Annotated in this window: 15 protein-coding genes; 4 read left to right on the top strand and 11 right to left on the bottom strand. The window is 64.3% G+C overall.

Annotated features, from left to right (window positions below):
• Positions 1-5: 5 nt before the first annotated feature.
• The 3 genes from N879_RS09775 to N879_RS09765 are packed head-to-tail and all read left to right on the top strand — an operon-like array spanning position 6 to position 3,289.
• Complete coding sequence (locus N879_RS09775; protein WP_009459646.1) at positions 6-1,400, top strand: integrating conjugative element protein; 1,395 nt, start codon at positions 6-8, stop codon at positions 1,398-1,400.
• Positions 1,397-1,753, top strand: coding sequence for a hypothetical protein (locus N879_RS09770; RefSeq protein ID WP_009459645.1), 357 nt, complete (start codon positions 1,397-1,399; stop codon positions 1,751-1,753). Before N879_RS09775 ends, N879_RS09770 begins: the two co-directional genes overlap by 4 nt.
• A 15-nt stretch (positions 1,754-1,768) precedes the next feature.
• Positions 1,769-3,289, top strand: coding sequence for a conjugal transfer protein TraG N-terminal domain-containing protein (locus N879_RS09765; protein ID WP_019726345.1), 1,521 nt, complete (start codon positions 1,769-1,771; stop codon positions 3,287-3,289).
• An 11-nt stretch (positions 3,290-3,300) separates the two neighbouring features.
• Here the strand turns inward: N879_RS09765 and N879_RS09760 are convergent, their stop codons facing one another.
• The 3 genes from N879_RS09760 to N879_RS09750 all read right to left on the bottom strand — a co-directional run bounded on the left by N879_RS09760 (position 3,301) and on the right by N879_RS09750 (position 5,022).
• Entirely contained in the window at positions 3,301-3,666 is a 366-nt protein-coding gene (locus N879_RS09760) for a DUF3742 family protein (RefSeq protein ID WP_009459638.1), read from the bottom strand.
• An 84-nt stretch (positions 3,667-3,750) separates the two neighbouring features.
• Positions 3,751-4,383: an RES family NAD+ phosphorylase gene (locus tag N879_RS09755; RefSeq protein WP_009459636.1), complete on the bottom strand. Its 633-nt coding sequence runs from the start codon at positions 4,381-4,383 to the stop codon at positions 3,751-3,753.
• A 12-nt stretch (positions 4,384-4,395) separates the two neighbouring features.
• Complete coding sequence (locus tag N879_RS09750) at positions 4,396-5,022, bottom strand: hypothetical protein (RefSeq protein ID WP_009459635.1); 627 nt, start codon at positions 5,020-5,022, stop codon at positions 4,396-4,398.
• Positions 5,023-5,338: 316 nt separating this feature from the next.
• Here N879_RS09750 and mobH point away from each other — a divergent pair, with 316 nt between their 5' ends.
• Positions 5,339-7,183: a MobH family relaxase gene (gene mobH / locus N879_RS09745; protein ID WP_009459632.1), complete on the top strand. Its 1,845-nt coding sequence runs from the start codon at positions 5,339-5,341 to the stop codon at positions 7,181-7,183.
• 80 nt (positions 7,184-7,263) lie between these two features.
• On the opposite strand, the gene N879_RS09740 is transcribed toward mobH, so the two are convergent.
• The 8 genes from N879_RS09740 to N879_RS09705 form a co-directional block, all read right to left on the bottom strand.
• Positions 7,264-9,915 carry an excinuclease ABC subunit UvrA gene (locus N879_RS09740; protein WP_009459630.1) on the bottom strand — a complete coding sequence of 884 codons (2,652 nt, stop codon included), beginning with the start codon at positions 9,913-9,915 and terminating at the stop codon, positions 7,264-7,266.
• Between the two features lie 25 nt (positions 9,916-9,940).
• Entirely contained in the window at positions 9,941-11,806 is a 1,866-nt protein-coding gene (nhaA, locus tag N879_RS09735) for a Na+/H+ antiporter NhaA (protein ID WP_021446916.1), read from the bottom strand.
• A gap of 60 nt (positions 11,807-11,866) precedes the next feature.
• Entirely contained in the window at positions 11,867-13,180 is a 1,314-nt protein-coding gene (locus N879_RS09730) for a replication-associated recombination protein A (protein WP_009459628.1), read from the bottom strand.
• Positions 13,181-13,231: 51 nt separating this feature from the next.
• Positions 13,232-14,539, bottom strand: a complete 1,308-nt coding sequence (locus N879_RS09725; RefSeq protein ID WP_019726352.1) for an NAD(P)/FAD-dependent oxidoreductase — start codon at positions 14,537-14,539, stop codon at positions 13,232-13,234.
• Between the two features lie 18 nt (positions 14,540-14,557).
• The gene (gene fghA / locus N879_RS09720) at positions 14,558-15,388 is read right to left on the bottom strand and encodes an S-formylglutathione hydrolase (protein ID WP_007182551.1); all 831 of its coding nucleotides are present in this window, start codon (positions 15,386-15,388) and stop codon (positions 14,558-14,560) included.
• 58 nt (positions 15,389-15,446) lie between these two features.
• Positions 15,447-16,781 (bottom strand): DUF3422 family protein, encoded by a 1,335-nt coding sequence (locus N879_RS09715; protein ID WP_009459626.1) that lies wholly within the window; start codon positions 16,779-16,781, stop codon positions 15,447-15,449.
• 182 nt (positions 16,782-16,963) lie between these two features.
• Complete coding sequence (locus N879_RS09710) at positions 16,964-17,362, bottom strand: VOC family protein (RefSeq protein WP_009459624.1); 399 nt, start codon at positions 17,360-17,362, stop codon at positions 16,964-16,966.
• Between the two features lie 43 nt (positions 17,363-17,405).
• Positions 17,406-18,515 carry an S-(hydroxymethyl)glutathione dehydrogenase/class III alcohol dehydrogenase gene (locus N879_RS09705; RefSeq protein ID WP_011871467.1) on the bottom strand — a complete coding sequence of 370 codons (1,110 nt, stop codon included), beginning with the start codon at positions 18,513-18,515 and terminating at the stop codon, positions 17,406-17,408.
• Between the last annotated feature and the right edge of the window lie 17 nt (positions 18,516-18,532).

The following is an 18,532-nucleotide window of genomic DNA, read 5'->3' as shown; positions in this document are numbered from 1 at the left end:
CCGCGATGAAGCGTTTCGACTCTATGCAGTTCTCCCCTCCGGCTCGTGGCAAGAGGATCTGTTTGGCGCTCACCGGCGCGTTGGTTCTGGCAAGCGGCGTGGCCTGGGGCCAACTGGGCTACCAGACCAGCGGCAACGTCATCGGCGATGACGTCATGTACTCCATCGGCGGCGGCAGCGCCGTTTCGATGGGTCGCGCAGCCGGCATGCGCTCGCTCGGCGTGGGTGTCGGCTGGAACAGCAATCTGATCTGCGGTGACATGAGCATCCAGACCACGTTGAAAAATCAGCTCAACGGCGTGACCAATGGCTTTCAGCAGATCATGTCCTCGGTGATCCAGAGTGCTACGAGTGCTGTGGCCTCCCTGCCGGCGTTGATCATCCAACGGGCTGATCCGGGCCTCTACAACCTGCTCACCAACGGCGTTCTGCAAGCGCGGCTGGATTTCGACCGCTCGAAGCTGACGTGCCGCGCCATGGCCGAAAAGATGGCCGAAACGGCCGGCGGCCAGCTCGGCTGGAGCCAGATGGCAGAGGGGTTGGCACTGCGCGATGCTGTTTCGAGCACGGATGCCGTCTCGGCCGTCGAGCAAGCCGAGACGCGCCGTGGCAACGACGGCGTGCCTTGGGTCGGGGGAAGCAATGCCGGCGGCTCCGGTCAGCCCGCGATCAAGGTGGTCGGCGACGTCACCCGCGCGGGCTACAACCTGGTCAATGGCCGCGGTGTGACCGACACATCGGCAATCGCACCGGCAAGTTGCGCGAGCCTGTCGTGCCAGACCTGGACCACGCCGCAAGCGGCCGTCGAGTGGGCGACGCGGGTGCTCGGCGAGAAGGAGCAGCGCACCTGCGACGCCTGCACCAAGACGGAGACGGTGCCCGGCGTCGGGCTGACGCCGCTGATCCAGGATGAGTACGATGCCAAGCTGCAGGCGCTCCAGGACCTGGTCTCCAAGGCGAAGAACACGACGCCCGAAAACCTGCGCGAGGCCGGCAGCGCGTCGCTGCCCATCACACGCGGAGTGATCGAGGCACTGCGCGACGAGCCGGACCAGCACCTGCTGTCGCAGCGCCTGGCGTCCGAGGTTGCGCTGGCGTCGGTGCTGGAGAAAGCGCTACTGCTGCAACGCACGCTGCTGACCGGCAAGAAAGAGCCCAACGTGGCGGCCAACCAGCTCGCCGTGGAAGCTGTGAACCACGAGAGCGACACGCTCGATCGCGAGATCCGCAACCTCAAGACCGAGCTGGAGCTGCGCCGGGAGCTGGCAAACAATTCGCCCATGGCGATCATCCAGCGCCACGGCACGCGCGCGGCGGGCTCGCGTGGGATCTACGAAGGCGATCCGGTGCCTGACCGCCTCGATCAGTTGCAGAAGGGCAATCCGGGAGGCCGGCCATGAGCCCGATGCGTGCGGCCTGGCTGCGCCCGCGCTGGCTGTTCAGCCGGCGCGCAGCAAAGGCGCTGCTGTGGACGGTGGTACTCGCGGCCGTCGCCGTGTGCGCCAACATCGTTGGCATCTACCTCGTCGGAAGCGTCGCAGGCTGGGAGCGTTGGCTGGCGGCAGCAGCGGGCTACTTCCTGGTCTGGCGGCTGTGCCTGTACGGCGCGACGGCCTACGGCTGGGTCTGGATGCGTCGCCGACTGCTGGCGCGCGAGGACGACGCGCAAGCGCGGCGCCGCCTGGTGCGCAGCGAGATCGCCGGCGTCGTTGCCATCGTGGCGCTTGAAGCCAGCCTGTTGATGCAGGGCTGAGGGGAGATCCGAGCCATGACGCTTTTCGCGACCGACTACCTGGAGTACTACCTGACCCTGGTTTCCTGGATCGTCAACAACGGCATCTGGGCGGTACTGGTATCCAGCGGGGTATTCGCACTGCCCTTCGTGGCGATCATCGTGCAGGAATGGCTCAAGGCCCGTGGGGAGGGTGCAGACGAAGGCAATAAGGGCGTGCTCTCGGCCGCACGCATTGAGAACCGGGTGTTCGTCGCCATCGTGGTCGTGATGTTCGCCGGCATCCCCTTCATCGACGTGGACCTCAACACCATTCAGTACGACAGCTCGCGCTCGGCTCAATGCCAGGTCAGCGTGCCGCAGCCCACGGATACCGGCTGGTCCCAGTCCTTCAGCACCATCAACAACCAGAGTGCCAAGGTGCCGGTCTGGTGGGCATTCATGCACGCGCTCTCGCGCGCCGTCACCAGTGCCTCGGTGGCAGCGATCCCGTGCGGAACAGACCTGCGACAGATGCGCATGGAGATCGACGCTACCCGCATCAACGACCCGGTGCTGGCTCAGGAAGTGGCCGATTTCACACACGACTGCTACGGGCCAGCACGCGCTAAATTGTTCATGGCGCGACCGGAGCTGGACGAAGCTCAAATGAACGACGTGACATGGATCGGTTCGAGGTTTTTCACGGACACCGGCGGCTACTACGACAGCTACCGCTCCAGCACGGCGCGCGAGTCATGGCCCTATGACGACACTCGCGACGCAGGGCTTGCGCAGGTGGCCAGTGGCGGCGGCTACCCGACTTGCAGGCAGTGGTGGGCCGATGGCAGCAACGGCCTGCGAGCACGGCTGCTGAGCCAGGTGGACCCCAGCCTGTTGAATCGCTTGGCGGGCTGGGCCGGGTTCCTCAGCCGTACCGAGGTGGACGATTCGGTGGTCCGTACCATCGCGTCACCGCGACAGCAGAAGCTCAACCAGGGTTCGGTCTATACCGACTACGGCGGCCAGATCGACAAGACCCTGCCGAACATCGTGACGCGGGCCACGGGGGACGTAGGAATGGCGGTCGGGGCACTTGCCGCATTCCCTGCCATGGACGTGGTGCGCCAGGCGCTGCCCATGGTGCTTGCCTTGCTCAAGATGGCGCTGGTCATCTGCATCCCGCTCGTGCTGGTCGTCGGCACCTATGACCTGAAGACGGTCGTCACCGTCAGCGTCGTGCAGTTCGCGCTGTTCTTCACCGATTTCTGGTTCCAACTCGCTCGCTGGATCGACAGCACCATCCTCGATGCGCTCTATGGGTGGGGCTTCGGCTGGAACCGGCCGCACACTAACTTCGATCCGCTGGTGGGGTTGAACAATGCCTTTGGCGACCTGCTCCTGATGTTCGTCATGGGCACGATGTTCCTGGTCTTGCCGGGTTTTTGGCTTGCGAGCCTTACTTGGGTTGGGATTCGGGCTGGACACGTCATCCAAGGGCTTTCGGATGGCAGCAAGAGTGCCGGCCAAGCAGGCGGTAAGGGCGCTGGGGCCCTTACCGGAGGTAAGCTGAAGTAGCGCGGCGCCGGTCAGTCGTCGGTGTACAACTCGTGCGACGTATCGTTGTACAGGTTGGGATCGTAGCCCGGCGTCTTGCGCAGTTCGGTGAGGTCGGTGAAAGGCCACTCGTCTTCATCCGAGGTATTGGCAGCAGCAGCCCATCCCGCCACCACGACTCCCAACAACACGAGTGCGAACCAGAAGGCGACGTAGAGCAGCGCGCCCAGCACAGCCAGCTTGACCGCCCACAGCAGCACTGTGGCACCAACCGAAGGCACCCCTTTGACCATCAACCAATTCGATACCCGCCGTTCGCCACGCGCATAGGCACGCCATACACGGCCAAATGCGCGGCCGATACGTTCTGCGGTGCTGGTACGAGTTGTGGTGTTCATGGTCGTCTCCTGCTACTGAGGGATGTCTATTCCAGGGTGCTCCACTTCATTCCGTTTCAGGCTTCAATGTGTTTTCTCGCTGCTTCAGGACGCTTCGTCATCCGGTTCCACCGGGCCCGGGTCGGGTTCCACGCCGATGCGGTAGGTGGCAACGAAACGCGGCCAATCCACATGGTCAACCAGATCGATGTCCTCGATGACGCTGACCTTCGCTCCCGCACGCTCGAACAGGGCGATGCTCTTGGCGGGATAGTTGTTGCGCGACGGATAGAGCACTCCGTCGAACAGAGGTTGGCCGTCGTCGCCGACCATCGCATGCACCTGAGCGGACACCTGCTGCGTGTGCGTGTAGTCGCGGCTGGCCAACTGCTCCAGGTTCAGGCCAAAGTAGCCCGCCATGACGCTCGGTGCCGTGAGATCGGCCAGAAGCACGTCGGCCACCACCCCTACAGCGCGCACCATCCTGCCCTGGACTTCTTTCAATGCGATCGAGCGCTTCGCGTCATCAAGCCACTGATGCTTGTGAAACACCGACTCCATCAACGCCGTGGGCAGGTCGCGCCCCAGGTAGAGCACGCCGTAGGCTCGGGCCGGGTCGTCGTAGCGATTGGTGCTGCTGCGACCATAGTACAGCGGGCTGCCCCGATAGACGACGCGGCTCACATGCTGGAGCAGTTCACCGGCATCGATCAGAAAAGAAGGCAGCTCGTGGTTCATGGCAGTCTCGCTTCAATGCACCTGAACGCCCAGCACGTTAAACACGGCCTCGGCCACGGCGTCGATCGTGCCATGCGTCACCGCATCCACCGGCGAGCGACCGCCCAAGCCTTCGAGCGGTTCGGACAGTGCGCGGTAGATCGTCCAGTGATCGATACCCTCGACCTCCTGAAGCACGGTTTGGGTCAACTGCTGCTTTACCGGGTCGAGCTGCCAGTCGGGCAGCTTCTGACCGCGCGGCCCCACGTTCAGCGCCAGCAGCCGACGCGCGAGGATGTCCTTGTAGATCTGCTGGCGCGACTTGTCCGCCAGCTTGGCGAACTCCGCGGGCGGCAGGTTGTGCGGCTGGTTGAAGGTTTCCAGTAGCACCGCACGGCCTCGCTGGACGTCGGTTTCATTCGGTGCCCAGCGCGTGTCGGCGCGCAGCGCGGCCGCCTTGCGTGCAAGGGCCTGCCCAACGGTCTCCCCCTGCAAGTTGGCGGGCAGTGTTACCGCTTCCACGCGCTCGTGGACGAACGCCTGCAACTCGGCCGCGAAAGCCGTGGCATCCCGGATTTCGACGGTATCCGCGAAGCGGCGTACATCTTCCACCGTGACGCGCGGCAGACGGTCGGCAATGAATTCAATGGCAGTGGGCATGGTCATCTCCCAAGTAGGTTTGAGACAGGTTTCACTCTAGTCGCCTTTGTCGCGTTTGTCAACTTTGACGCCTAGAAAGCAACCTACCCGGCGGAAGCAGCGCCTTCGCAGCATAGACCGAGGCCAGCGCCTGGTCGCCGTCCAATGCATTCGAGCGGGTTCCACATTGACGGTGGAGCCGCGATCCAGGCCCCGCTATACCGAAACGGTTAAAGGCCAAAGGGTCGAAATGGCAAGGGAATGGGGTGCAAGGGGAAAGGCCCTACCTCGAAAAGGCCAAAAGGCCCCCCGCTCGGCCCACCACCAGGACACCCGCATGCTCTTTCTGTTCCAGCGGAAACGACCTCCGGTCGCTGCCGCTCCGTCGCCAGCGCCCGCCCTCGATCTCCCGAAAGGGCTGCTGCGGCCCGAGTCGGCCGCATCGCTGCTGGCCACGCCGCGCCGGCAGAAGCTGCTGGAATACATCTGGCAGCGCACCTCCCTCTCGCGCAAGCAGTTCGTCACCCTGTACCGCACGCCGCTGGAACGATATGCCGAGCTGGTCCAGCAATTTCCCGCTTCCGAAAGCCACCATCACGCTTACCCGGGCGGCATGCTCGACCACGGCCTGGAAATCGTCGCCTACAGCCTGAAGCTGCGCCAGTCCCATCTGCTGCCCATCGGTGCCAGTCCCGAAGACCAGGCGGCGCAGTCCGAGGCCTGGACCGCCGCCGTCGCCTACGCGGCACTACTGCACGACATCGGCAAGATCGCTGTCGATCTACACGTCGAACTGGCCGACGGCAGTACTTGGCATCCGTGGCATGGCCCGCTGCACCAGGCGTACCGATTTCGCTACCGTGACGACCGCGAATACCGCCTGCACAGCGCCGCAACAGGCTTGCTCTATCGCCAACTGCTCGACCGCCACGTCCTGGACTGGCTCAGCGACTATCCGGCTCTCTGGGCACCGCTGCTCTATGTGCTGGCCGGTCAGTACGAACATGCCGGTGTACTGGGGGAACTCGTCGTGCAAGCAGACCGGGCGTCGGTGGCCCAGGAGCTGGGCGGCGATCCGGCGCGCGCCATGGCCGCGCCCAAGCACGCACTGCAACGCAAGCTGCTGGACGGGTTGCGCTACCTGCTCAAGGAACAGTTGAAGCTGAACCAGCCGGAAGCCTCCGATGGCTGGCTCACCGAGGATGGTTTGTGGCTGGTGAGCAAGACGGTTTCGGACAAACTGCGCGCACACCTCCTGTCTCAGGGGATCGATGGCATTCCTGCGAACAACACCGCCGTGTTCAACGTGCTGCAAGACCACGGCATGCTCCAGCCCACCTCGGACGGCAAAGCGGTCTGGCGCGCGACCGTGACCAGCACGACCGGCTGGTCCCATTCGTTCACCCTGTTGCGTCTCGCTCCCGCGCTGATCTGGGAGTCTGGCGAGCGACCAGCACCTTTCGCGGGCACGGTAGAGATCGACGCGACGCCCGCGGAAAACGACGCCTGCATGTCGGCTCCCGCGCCTACCGTCTCGGTGAACCCAGCGCAGGGAGGTCAAGAGCCTCCGATTTGGGAGGGCGACAGCACCACCATCGTTTCACCGCCCGCAGCCCAGCCCGTGCCCGACGTCATGGAGGATTTGCTCGCGATGGTGGGCTTGGGTGAGTCGGCCGGCGTTGGCCAGGATGCCGAGGAGTTCCTCCACACCCCCGCGCCAGCAACAGCCGCGACGTCCATTCCATCGCCTGCACCTGCACCCGCGCCTACGCCTGGGTCATCGGCAACGAAGCCATCCGGGGAACAGTTCATGGTTTGGCTGAAGCAGGGAATCGCCTCACGACGGCTCATCATCAACGACGCGAAGGCACTCGTGCATACGGTGAATGACACGGCCTACCTGGTCAGCCCGGGTGTGTTCCAACGCTATGCGCAGGAGCATCCCGAAGTGGCCGCACTCGCCAAGCAGGAGAATCAACAGGATTGGCAGTGGGTGCAGAAGCGCTTCGAGAAGCTGCAGCTACATCGCAAGCACCCCAATGGCCTGAACATTTGGACCTGTGAAGTCACGGGCCCGAGGAAGTCCCGCCGACTGCATGGCTACCTCCTCGAAGATGGGTCCTTGGCACTCGCCGAAATACCGCCCAACAATCCCTATCTTGCTCTGACTCAGGAAGGATGACGCGATTCGGGCATTGATCGCCACCGTCGTGTGGCGACGATCAATGCCCCGCGAAAATTGGCAACATTTGGCGAACTGAGCTACTCGGCCCGCGCCAACTCCTGTGCAAGGAACGGAGCGGTTCTGCTGCCAGACGTTCGGGCCACCTGCTGAGGGGAGCCCGCCACCACGATGCTGCCGCCGGCAGCGCCTGCACCAGGCCCCACGTCGATCACCCAATCGGCCTGGGCCACCGCGCGCATATCGTGTTCGATCATCACTACGGTATTGCCGGCATCGACCAGGCGCTGCAACTGCACCAGCAGCCGGTCGGCGTCCGACGCATGCAGCCCGGTAGTCGGCTCGTCGAGCACGTACAGGCTTCGGCCGCGCTGGCTGCGCTGAAGCTCGGTCGCCAGCTTGATACGCTGCGCCTCGCCACCGGAAAGCTCGGTGGCCGGTTGCCCCAGGCGCAGGTAGCCCAGTCCGATATCGCGCAGCAGTTGCAGTGGCCTTGCCACAGCGTCTTCACCCGCGAAGAATTCGCTGGCTTCGTCCACGGTCATCTGCAGCACCTCGGCGATGTTGCGCCCGTTCCATTGCACCTTCAGCGTGGCCTCGTTGTAGCGTGCGCCATGGCACGTCGGGCACGGCGCGTACACGCTGGGCATGAACAGCAGTTCCACGCTGACGAAGCCCTCGCCCTCGCAGGTCTCGCAGCGCCCCTTGGCGACGTTGAACGAGAACCGTCCGGCATCGTAGCGGCGGCGTCGCGCATCGGGCGTGGCAGCGAACAGCTTGCGCACATGGTCGAACAGGCCCGTGTAGGTGGCCAGGTTCGACCGCGGCGTGCGCCCGATCGGTTTCTGGTCCACCTGCACCAGACGCTGTACGGCGTCCACGTCGCCCGCCAGATGGCCGCCGGTCGCTTCGATCACTGCCGGCCCTTCGCTGGTGGCGCTTTCGGCCGCGTCGTCCTCGGGCTCGTGGCCCAGGTGCAGCAGCACCAGCTCCGGCAGGGCCTGCGCGACGAGGCTGGACTTGCCCGAGCCGGAGATGCCGGTGACGGCAGTCAGCACGCCCAGCGGAATGCGCGCATTCACGCCATGCAGGTTGTGGCGGTGAATGTCCTGCAGCTCCAGCCAGCCGGTCGCTTCGCGTGCCCGGCTTCCCGGCGCGGGGATCTCATCGAACAGGTAGCGTGCAGTACGCGATTCGGCAATCTTGCGCAGGCCATCCGGCTCGCCGCTGTAGAGCACGCGGCCGCCACGCTCACCAGCATCCGGCCCGACATCCACCAGCCATTGCGCGCGGCGCATCAGGTCCAGGTCGTGCTCCACCACGAACACCGAGTTGCCGGCGTCGCGCAGCCGGTCGAGCGCGTCGTACAGGGCCTGGCTATCGGAGGGGTGCAGGCCCGCGGAGGGCTCGTCGAGCACGTACACGACACCGAACAGCAGGGAACTCAATTGCGTGGCCAGCCGCAGGCGCTGCAACTCGCCGGCCGAAAGCGTCGGCGTGGCCCGGTCCAGCGTCAGGTAGCCCAGGCCCAGCCCACGCAGTTGGCGCAGGCGTGCCATCACGCCACCGGCCAGGCGCTGCGCGGCGAGGCGCTTTTCTTCCGATAGCGCCGAGGTGCGGCGCACGTCGGGCGATACCGCATGGACGGCGCGGCCGGAGGCCGCGCGTTCGGCACGGTCGCGTCGGGTCGCTTCCTTGTCCGTAGCCGCCCCCGCTGCATGGGCGCGGAAATCGCCCTGGGCGATGGGTTCGAGCAAGGCCGCCAACTGGTCCAGCGGCATCTGCATGAACGCGCCGATGTCCACGCCGGCGAAGGTGACCGACAGCGCCTCGGGCTTGAGCCGCTTGCCGTGGCAGGTGGGGCACGGTTTGCCCTCCATGAACCGGGACACGCGCTTTCTCATCAACGCGCTCTGGGTGTTGGCAAAGGTGTGCAGCACATACCGCCGGGCGCCGGTGAAGGTGCCCATGTAGCTCGGCTCCATCTTGCGCTTGAGCGCTGCGCGGGTTTCGGCAGGCGTGAAACCGGCGTACACCGGCACCGTCGGTGTTTCCTCGGTGAACAGAATCCAGTCGCGGTCCTTCTTCGGCAGGTCCTTCCACGGCCGGTCAACGTCGTAGCCCATGCTGACCAGGATGTCGCGCAGGTTCTGGCCTTGCCAGGCGGGGGGCCAGGAGGCGATCGCCCGCTCGCGGATGCTCAGGGAGGGATCGGGCACCATGATGGCCTCGGTCACCTCGTACACATGGCCCAGGCCGTGGCAGGTCGGGCACGCGCCCTGCGGCGTGTTCGGCGAAAAATCCTCGGCGTACAGCATCGGCTGGTTGGCCGGATAGGCGCCGGCGCGCGAATACATCATCCGCACCAGGCTGGACAGGGTGGTCACACTGCCCACGGAGGAACGCGCGTTGCTGGAGCCACGCTGCTGCTGCAGCGCCACCGCCGGCGGCAGGCCGTCGATCGCATCGACGTCCGGCACGCCGGCCTGGTCGATCAGTCGCCGCGCATAGGGGGCCACCGACTCGAAGTAGCGTCGCTGGGCCTCGGCATAGATGGTGCCGAAGGCCAGCGAGGACTTGCCGGAGCCGGAGACACCCGAGAACACCACCAGCGCGTTACGCGGGATGGAGACGTCCACCTCCTTGAGGTTGTTCTCGCGCGCGCCACGCACCTGCACGAGGCCGCTGGCCGCAGCGGTACAAGAGGATTCACCGAAAGAATTGTTTGGCATGTTCTTATCCTGTAGTTCGTCCCGCTCAGGACGGGACTTCCTGAGTTCGGGTGCCGCGGCGGCTGGCTTCTAGCGCTGCGGTGACAGTGCGGGCGTCGTAGCTGCCGCGCAGACGACGACCCTCGACGAAGAACGTCGGCGTGGCGTGCGCACCGCTGGCGACCGCACTGGCGAGGTCGCGCTCGACACGCTCGATCACCGCGGTGCTGTCGAGATCCGCGATGAACCGTTCGACGTCGAGCCCAAGCTCGGCGGCGTAGCCGATCAGATGCTCGCGCTCCAGCGCATGCTGACGGGTGAACACGAAGTCCAGCCACGGCCAGAACATCCCCTGGTTCGCCGCTGCCTCGGACGCCCTCGCGGCAATCGGCCCGTGCGGGTGGTGCGGCAGATGGCGCACCACATACCGCAGGTCGTCACCGAAGTGGGCGCGCAGATCCTCCCAAGAACCGGTAGCATGCGCACAGTACGCGCACTCGAAGTCCACGTACTCCACCAGCGTGAGCTGCGCGTCCTCCGGCCCGCGGATGTGATCGATCTCCGGATCGACCGGCGGCTCAAGCACCATCGGCAGATCGGCGGTCTCCTCACCCCACCTGCGAGCGGCAACCTTGAAGATAAGCCACCCGAGCAACGTGGCGAACACCATCGACACGAGCACGCCGACCGTCGCCTGGCGGCCCAGGTCGGAGGTCGTGCCGAACGCGAGCCCGATGATGAGCAGCGACACGGTGAACCCGATCCCGGACAGTGCCGCACCACCGAACACGCTCCCCATTCCGACACCCGCCGGCAGGCGCCCCAGGCCGAGGCGGACCGCGGCGAGAGTGATGAGCCCGATGCCCAGGAGCTTGCCGAGCACGAGCCCCGCGATGACGCCCCAGGTCACGGGCGAGTCGAAGGCCTCAGCGAGCAGCCCACCACGCAGGTCCACCCCGGCGTTCGCCAAGGCGAACACCGGCACGATCAGCAGCGCTGTCGGCAGCCGCAGGAACTCGTGCAGCCGCTCGTTCACCGAGATACCCCGGGACAGCCCGCAGTCCACCGCGCGAGCCGATGCGGCACTCGGAGACTGCCAGAAGTCACGGAACAACTGTCTTGCCGCTACGACCTTGTGACGTTGCGTTGCGTAGGCGGGGATCAGGAGCCCCGCGGCCATCCCGGCGAGGGAGGCATGGATGCCGGAGTGCACGGCCGCGAGCCACAGCACGATCACGATCAGCACATAGGGCGTTGCCCGCCACTGGCGGTTGCGCCCTAGCAACCACAACCCGACGAGACTGGCGAGGGCGATCAGCAACGGGATTACCCGGATCTCCTCGCTATAGACGATGCCGATGATGGACACGGCGAGGAAGTCATCGACCACGGTCAGGGTGAGCAAGAACACGCGCAACTGACCGGATAGCCGCGGGCCGACGATCGCCAGGGTACCCAGCATGAACGCCGTATCGGTGCCGACCACCGCCCCCCACCCGTGCAGGCCCTCACTTCCGGCCAGCCCCACGATCAGGACATACACCAGCGCGGGAAGCACTACACCCGCGACCCCCGCGATCAGAGCGAGACGGGCACGGCTGCGATCCCGGAGCGATCCGTGGGCGAACTCCTGACGCACCTCCAGGCCGATCAGGAAGAAGAAGACCACCATCAGGCCGTCGTTGACCCAGTGATGCAGGTCCATGTGCAGGCCCAGCGGCCCGAAGTCAAACCCGACGTCCAGGTGCCACAACTCGAAATAGGCATCGGATAGCGGCGAGTTCGCCCACGCCAGCGCCACGACCGTGACGATCACCAGCAGCACCGCAGCACCAGACTCCGTGCGCAGATAGCGGGCAACGCGTCCCCGGCTGATCTTCGCCGAGGATGCACCGAAAGAAGTGGCTGACATGTTCTTATCCTGTTCCTGTAGTTCGTGAAGTCGCGATGAGCCGGTTTCGGAGACGACCAGTCAGGCGTCCGCCTCTGGCAGCGTCCCATCATCCAGCGAGCGCAGCCAAGTAAGCCTTTCTCCCAGCCTGCGCTCAACACCTCTGTCCGTTGGCTGATACCAGCCCGGCCGCGCCACGCCCTCGGGAAAGTAGCTTTGCCCAGCGGCATAGCCGTTGGGCTCGTCATGGGCGTAGCGGTAGCCTTCGTGATACCCCATCTGCTGCATCAGCTTCGTCGGCGCATTGCGAAGATGGAGAGGCACAGGCAGGGAGCCGTTGTTCTTGACGAAGGCCTTCGCCTTGTTCCAGGCGGCATAGGCAGCGTTCGACTTGGGGGCGGCAGCAAGGTAGGTCGCCGCGTGGGCAATCGGTATTTCGCCTTCGGGGGAACCCAGCCTCTCATAAGCCAGCGCGGCATTGAGCGCCAGTTGCAGCGCCTGCGGGTCGGCATTGCCGATGTCTTCGCTGGCCACCACGATCATGCGGCGCGTCACCTGGCTGACGTCGCCGCTGCCGTCGAGGATGCGGGCCAGCCAGTACAGGGCCGCGTCGGGGTCGGAGCCCCGCAGCGACTTGTGGAAGGCGGAGAGCTGCCAGTAGAACTCGTCGCCGCCCTTGTCGAACCTGCGCAGTGATGGGCTGGTGGACAGTTTGGCAAACTCGCCATCGACCACGGCCTTGCCCGCGCCCGACGCAGCATTCGTCACCTGCTCAAGCAGATTGAGGAAGCGCCTGCCATCGCCATCGGCAAAGCCCTTGAGCAGATCCAGCGCGTCCGCGTCCAACGTGACGCCCTGGAGATGCGGCAGTGCGCGTTCGTAGAGCTGGTTCAGTTCGTCGCCGGACAGCGGTTCGAGGGTATAGACCTGCGCGCGCGAGAGCAGCGCGGAATTGACCGCCAGCCCCGGATGCTCGGTCGTCCCCCCCACCAGGGTCAGGAGCCCCGACTCGACATGGGGCAGTAGGGCATCCTGCTGCGCCTTGTTGAAGCGATGGATCTCATCGACGAAAAGCACCGTCGATCGACCATGGTTGTCCAGTTCTGCCTGGGCCTCGTCGATGGCTTGCCGGATGTCCTTCACCCCGGCAAGCACGGCCGAGATGGCGATGAATCGGCTGTCGGTCGCACTGGCGGCCAGGCGCCCCAGGGTGGTCTTGCCCACGCCTGGCGGCCCCCAGAGGATGAACGAGTGCAACTTGCCCGCCTCGAACGCGAGACGAAGCGGCTTGCCGGGGCCGAGCAAGTGCCGTTGCCCGACGAATTCATCCAGCGTCTTGGGCCGCAGGAGTTCGGCCAAGGGAGGCTTGGGCTTTGTCGTGAATAGATCGGTCAAGTTCCTCTCCCTGGCATTTCTGATAGTTGACGTTCCGATAACGTTGGCACCTCAATCTAGGGAGCCGGATTTGTCCAACGCCGCGGGCTCTTTGTCGCTAATCGCATGCATGATGATGCGAGAGCCGCGGTAGCCGATGCTGTGGTTCCATACCCAGCTCAAAGCGACGCTGAGACGATTTCGCGTACCGATCAGAAAGTAGATGTGCGCCAGCTTCCAGATCCACCACGCAAAGGCACCACGCAGCTTCACCCGCCCCATGTCAATCACCGCCAGGCTGCGGCCGATGGTGGCCAGGTTCCCCTGATGCCGGTATTTGAAAGGTCCGTCAGCGGGCTTGCCCTTCAAACGCCGTCCAATGAGGTTGGCGACGTACTTCCCTTGCTGTTTGGCGGCCGGGGCGATGCCCGGCACGGGCTTCCCATCGGCCATGGTGCACGAGGCTGTATCGCCGATGGCGAAGACCTCCGGCCGACCGGCCACCGTCAGGTCAGGGCCAACGACCACCCGACCCGCACGATCAGACGCAGCGCCCAGCCAGCGAGCCGCGGGAGACGCCTGGACTCCGGCGGCCCAGACGATGGTCTTGGCCGAAAGGGGCTTGCCACCGTACACCACGCCATCGGCCGAGCATTCGGTGACCGGCGTACCCAGCACGACCTCGACGCCGAGCTTTTCGAGCGCCTGGCGCGTATAGGCCGAAAGATCCTCTGGAAAGACGGACAACAGACGCGGGCCAGCCTCGATCAGTACAACCCGCGACGTGCTCGGGTCGATCGAGCGAAAGTCACGCGCCAGCGTGTCTCGTGCAAGCTCGGCGATGGTTCCGGCCAATTCAACCCCGGTGGGACCACCACCGATGATGACGAACGTCTGCAGCGCGGCACGCTGCTGAGGATCGCTCGTGCGCTCAGCCTCCTCGAAAGCCGCGAGGATTCGGCCCCGAATGGTCGTGGCATCTTCCAGCGTCTTCAACCCCGGCGCGAAAGCCCCCCATTCGTCGTGTCCGAAGTAGGCATGGGTAGCGCCTGTCGCGAGCACGAGCGTGTCGTAGGTTTGCCGCAATCCATTGTTGAGAATGACCTGACGCGCGTCCTGGTCGATACCTTCCACTTCCGCCATCAAGGTGTTCACTTCCGGGCGATTTCGGAAGAGATAGCGAATAGGCCAGGCGATCTCGGATGTCGAAAGTGACGCCCCTGCAACCTGGTAAAGCAAGGGTTGGAACAGGTGATGATTGCGCCGATCGATGATCGTCACATCGACCTCGGCACCAGCAAGCTGGTTGGCAACCTCGATCCCGCCGAAGCCCGCTCCGATAATGACGACGTGATGTCGGTTTTTGGAGGTCTTTGTCATGACCTGATCTCCTCTCTCTCAGCGTTTCAGCGCCGATGCGTGGTGTGCCATATGCTCGCCAATGAAACTGGCAATGAAGTAGTAGCTGTGGTCGTAGCCTGGGCGCAGATTCAACGTGAGCGGGTGCCCCGTCTCGTCGCAGGCCTTGCGCAGCAGGTCGGGCTGAAGCTGGCTCTCCAGGAACTCGTCGCCCAAGCCCTGGTCCACCAGCAACGGCAAACGCTCCTGCACGGTGCGAATCAGCTCCACGGTGTCGTACTGTTTCCACACCTCCCGATCGCTGCCCAGGTACGCCTCGAAGGCCTTGTGCCCCCAGGGAACCTGGGTGGGGGCGACGATGGGCGAGAAGGCCGAGACGCTTCGATAACGGCCCGGGTTGCGCAGGGCGATGACCAGAGCACCGTGTCCTCCCATGGAATGGCCGCTGATGCTCCGCTCCGCTGTCACGGGAAAGTGGGCCTCGATCAGCGCCGGCAGTTCCTGCACGACGTAGTCGTACATCCGATGATTCGCAGCCCAGGGTTCCTGTGTGGCATTGACGTAGAACCCCGCGCCCTGTCCGAGGTCATAGGCAGGATCGTCGGCAACGCCTTCGCCGCGAGCGCTGCTATCGGGCGCGACGACGGCAATGCCATGTTCGGCCGCGTAGCGCTGGACGGCGGACTTGGTGATGAAGTTCTGCTCGGTGCAGGTCAGGCCCGAAAGCCAGTACAGCACCGGCACTTTGCCGTGCTGCGCCTGCGGAGGCAGATAGACGCCGACCTTCATCGTGCAACCGAGCGTCGTCGATTCATGCTGATAAACGTCCTGCCAACCATCAAAGCTGGCGTGATGTTCGATGCGTTCCATGTAGTTCTCCTATGTTCAAAGGAACGGCGCAGCTCTCGCGCGCCAAGACGGCAGCTCGTCAGGAAGATTTCTCTTCCGCCACCGTGTCGCCGTGGGCATGCCTGATCCTGCGCACGATCCACCAGATCGTCAGCATCACCGCAGGCACCAGAACCGCCATCACCGGCGCCACGCTGTCGTGAACCATCGGAATGCCCTTGAGCAAGTAGCCGAGAAGACTCACGACGTAATAAGAAATTGCCGCGACCGACAGGCCTTCGACGGTCTGCTGAAGGCGCAATTGCATCTTGGCCCGGTTGTTCATCGACGCCAGCAGATCGCGGTTCTGGCGTTCAAGCTCAACGTCGATCCAGGAACGCAGCAACGCGATGGCCCGGGTCAGCTTGTCTGAGAGCTTGGCCTGGCGCTCCTTTACGGATTGGCATGTCCGCATGGCTGGAGCGATGCGGCGCTGCAGGAAATCCGCCCAGGCGCAGTACCCGGATACGGCCTCTTCCGAAAGCGCTGCCAGCCTTTCCTCGACGATCTCGTAGTAGGCACGGCTGGCACCGAAGCGATAGAGATTCGCCGCAACTCCAGCTTCCAGCTCGGCAGCCAGGCCGGTCAATTCGGACAGCAGCACGTCGCTGTCGCGCCGTTCCACCAAGCTCGTACACATCTCGTCGGTGATCGCCGCAAGGCGCGACTCCATGCGTCGCAGCTCCGACGTCATCGATCGTGTCAACGGCAGGGACAGCAACGCCAAGGTACGGTAGGTCTCGATCTCCAGCAGACGTTGAGCCAGCGCACCCGCCCGCGCCGGGGTCAAATCGCGGGCCAGGACGAGGATCTGCGTCAGGCCATCCTCATCCTGTCGGAAGTCGGTCAGAATGGCGGCAGAGCCGTTCTCCACCAGCGAGTAGCACAGGCTGGCAGGATCGAAGCGATCGGCCTCCTTCTCCGTTTCCGGCGTCCACGGAAGAAGTCTCAAACGGATGCCGGATACGACCGGGCCGGGAGGCACAAATCCATGCCTGAACGGGTTTTCGCCGCACGGCTCTCCCGTCTCGGAATCCAGCGAAGCGCACCAGAGATACGTCGAGAACTCGGTGTGCTTTTCACAGTGCAGGTCTCCTTCGTCCCATGTCACGCCGTGAAGCGGCGTAGCATGGTCGGGTTCGGCAACGCCGAAGCGATGAGACAACTCGCTCATCGCCATCTGATCCTTGGCCTGGTCGCCTTCGGTCATGAAAGCGAGCTGCAATATGCCGCGCGGGGCCTGAATCAACAGATGCGGGCGCGCATGCACTTCACCCACGGCGGCAGCACGATCGGTGTAGGCCGGCATGCCGTACACGGTGGCGGTCGGGGTGGGTTGTACGGTCGTCGTATTTATGTTGGCCGGCTCTTTCATAACGACCTCATTTCTTCTTGGTTGAAAAACACGCTTCAAAGCAAATGCCCGCAGCCATGCGTTTCGCACATGGCTGCGGGCCGATCTTCATGAGCAGACACCGCTCTACACGGTCCGTCTAATAGGCTCGCCGTGTAGAGGCTTGTGCTGGCCCTTTCAGAACGCCCTCAGCTTCCTAGCTTTCAGACGAAGGTGTACGAGCAGACCTTGTTGCCCGCCGGATCACGCAGGTAGGCCGCATAGGCACCCGGCAGGTGGCCACGCGGGCCAGGCTGGCCCTCGTCGGTGCCGCCTGCGGCAAGGCCGGCGGCGTGGAAGGCATCCACTTCGGCGGGAGTGGCGGCCGCAAAGCCGACCGTCACGCCGTTGCTCGAAGGCGCTTCACCATTGCCCGGACGGGCGATGATGAAAGCCGGCTTTTCGCGACCGAAAAGCACCCATCCGTTGCCGAAAGGACCGAGGTTCTTGATGCCGAGAGCACCCAGGGCGGCGTCGTAGAACGCGGCCGACTTCTGGACGTCGGCGGCGCCGATGAAGACGTGCGAGAAGATGCCGTCGCCGGAAATGACAGGAGTGGACATGGTTAGTTTCCTTGATGGTTGGTGTTGAATGGATAGTGGGTGATCAGTAGTGGATCACCGTGCGAATCGACTTGCCTTCATGCATCAGGTCGAAGGCGTGGTTGATCTCGTCGAGACCCATGGTGTGGGTGACGAACGGGGCGAGATCGATCTCGCCTTTCATTGCGTCTTCCACCATGCCCGGAAGTTGGGTACGCCCCTTGACCCCGCCGAAAGCAGAGCCCTTCCAAGTCCGGCCGGTGACCAACTGGAACGGACGGGTCGAGATTTCCTTGCCGGCACCGGCGACACCGATGACGATCGACTGGCCCCAGCCACGATGGGCAGCTTCCAGAGCCGAACGCATCACGTTGACGTTGCCGATGCACTCGAAGGTGTGATCGACACCCCAGCCGGTCATCTCGATGAGAACCTCGTGAATCGGCTTGTCGAAGTCCTTCGGATTGAGGCATTCGGTCGCGCCGAAGGTACGAGCCAGCTCGAACTTCGCCGGATTGGTATCGATGGCGATGATGCGGCCCGCTTTGGCCTGGCGTGCACCCTGAATCGCGGCGAGACCGATGCCGCCGAGGCCGAAGATGGCCACCGAGTCGCCCGGCTGCACTTTGGCCGTGTTGTGCACGGCGCCGATGCCGGTGGTCACGCCGCAGCCCAGCAGGCAGACGTGCTCGGGATTGGCGTCCGGGTTGATCTTGGCCAGCGAGACTTCGGCGACGACCGTGTATTCGCTGAAGGTCGAGCAGCCCATGTAGTGGTAAAGCGGCTGACCGTTGTACGAGAAGCGAGTCGTACCATCGGGCATCAGCCCCTTACCCTGGGTTGCACGAACCGCGACACACAGGTTGGTCTTGCCGGACTTGCAGAACAGGCACTCGCCGCACTCGGCGGTATAGAGGGGAATGACGTGATCGCCAGGCTTCACGCTGGTCACACCTTCACCCACCTCCACGACGATACCCGCACCTTCATGACCCAGCACGACCGGGAAGAGACCTTCGGGGTCGTCGCCCGACAGGGTGAAGGCGTCGGTATGGCAAACGCCGGTGTTCGTGATCTTGATGAGCACCTCGCCCTTGCGCGGCGGCTCGACGTCGATCTCGACGATTTCCAGCGGCTTTCCTGGCCCGAAGGCAACTGCTGCACGTGATTTCATGATGTCGCTTCCTTTAC

This window comes from Alcaligenes sp. EGD-AK7, assembly GCF_000465875.3.
Taxonomy (GTDB): domain Bacteria; phylum Pseudomonadota; class Gammaproteobacteria; order Burkholderiales; family Burkholderiaceae_B; genus Alcaligenes; species Alcaligenes phenolicus.
The sequence above is the reverse complement of the archived record's forward strand: the minus strand, read 5'-3'. Positions and strand labels throughout refer to the sequence as shown.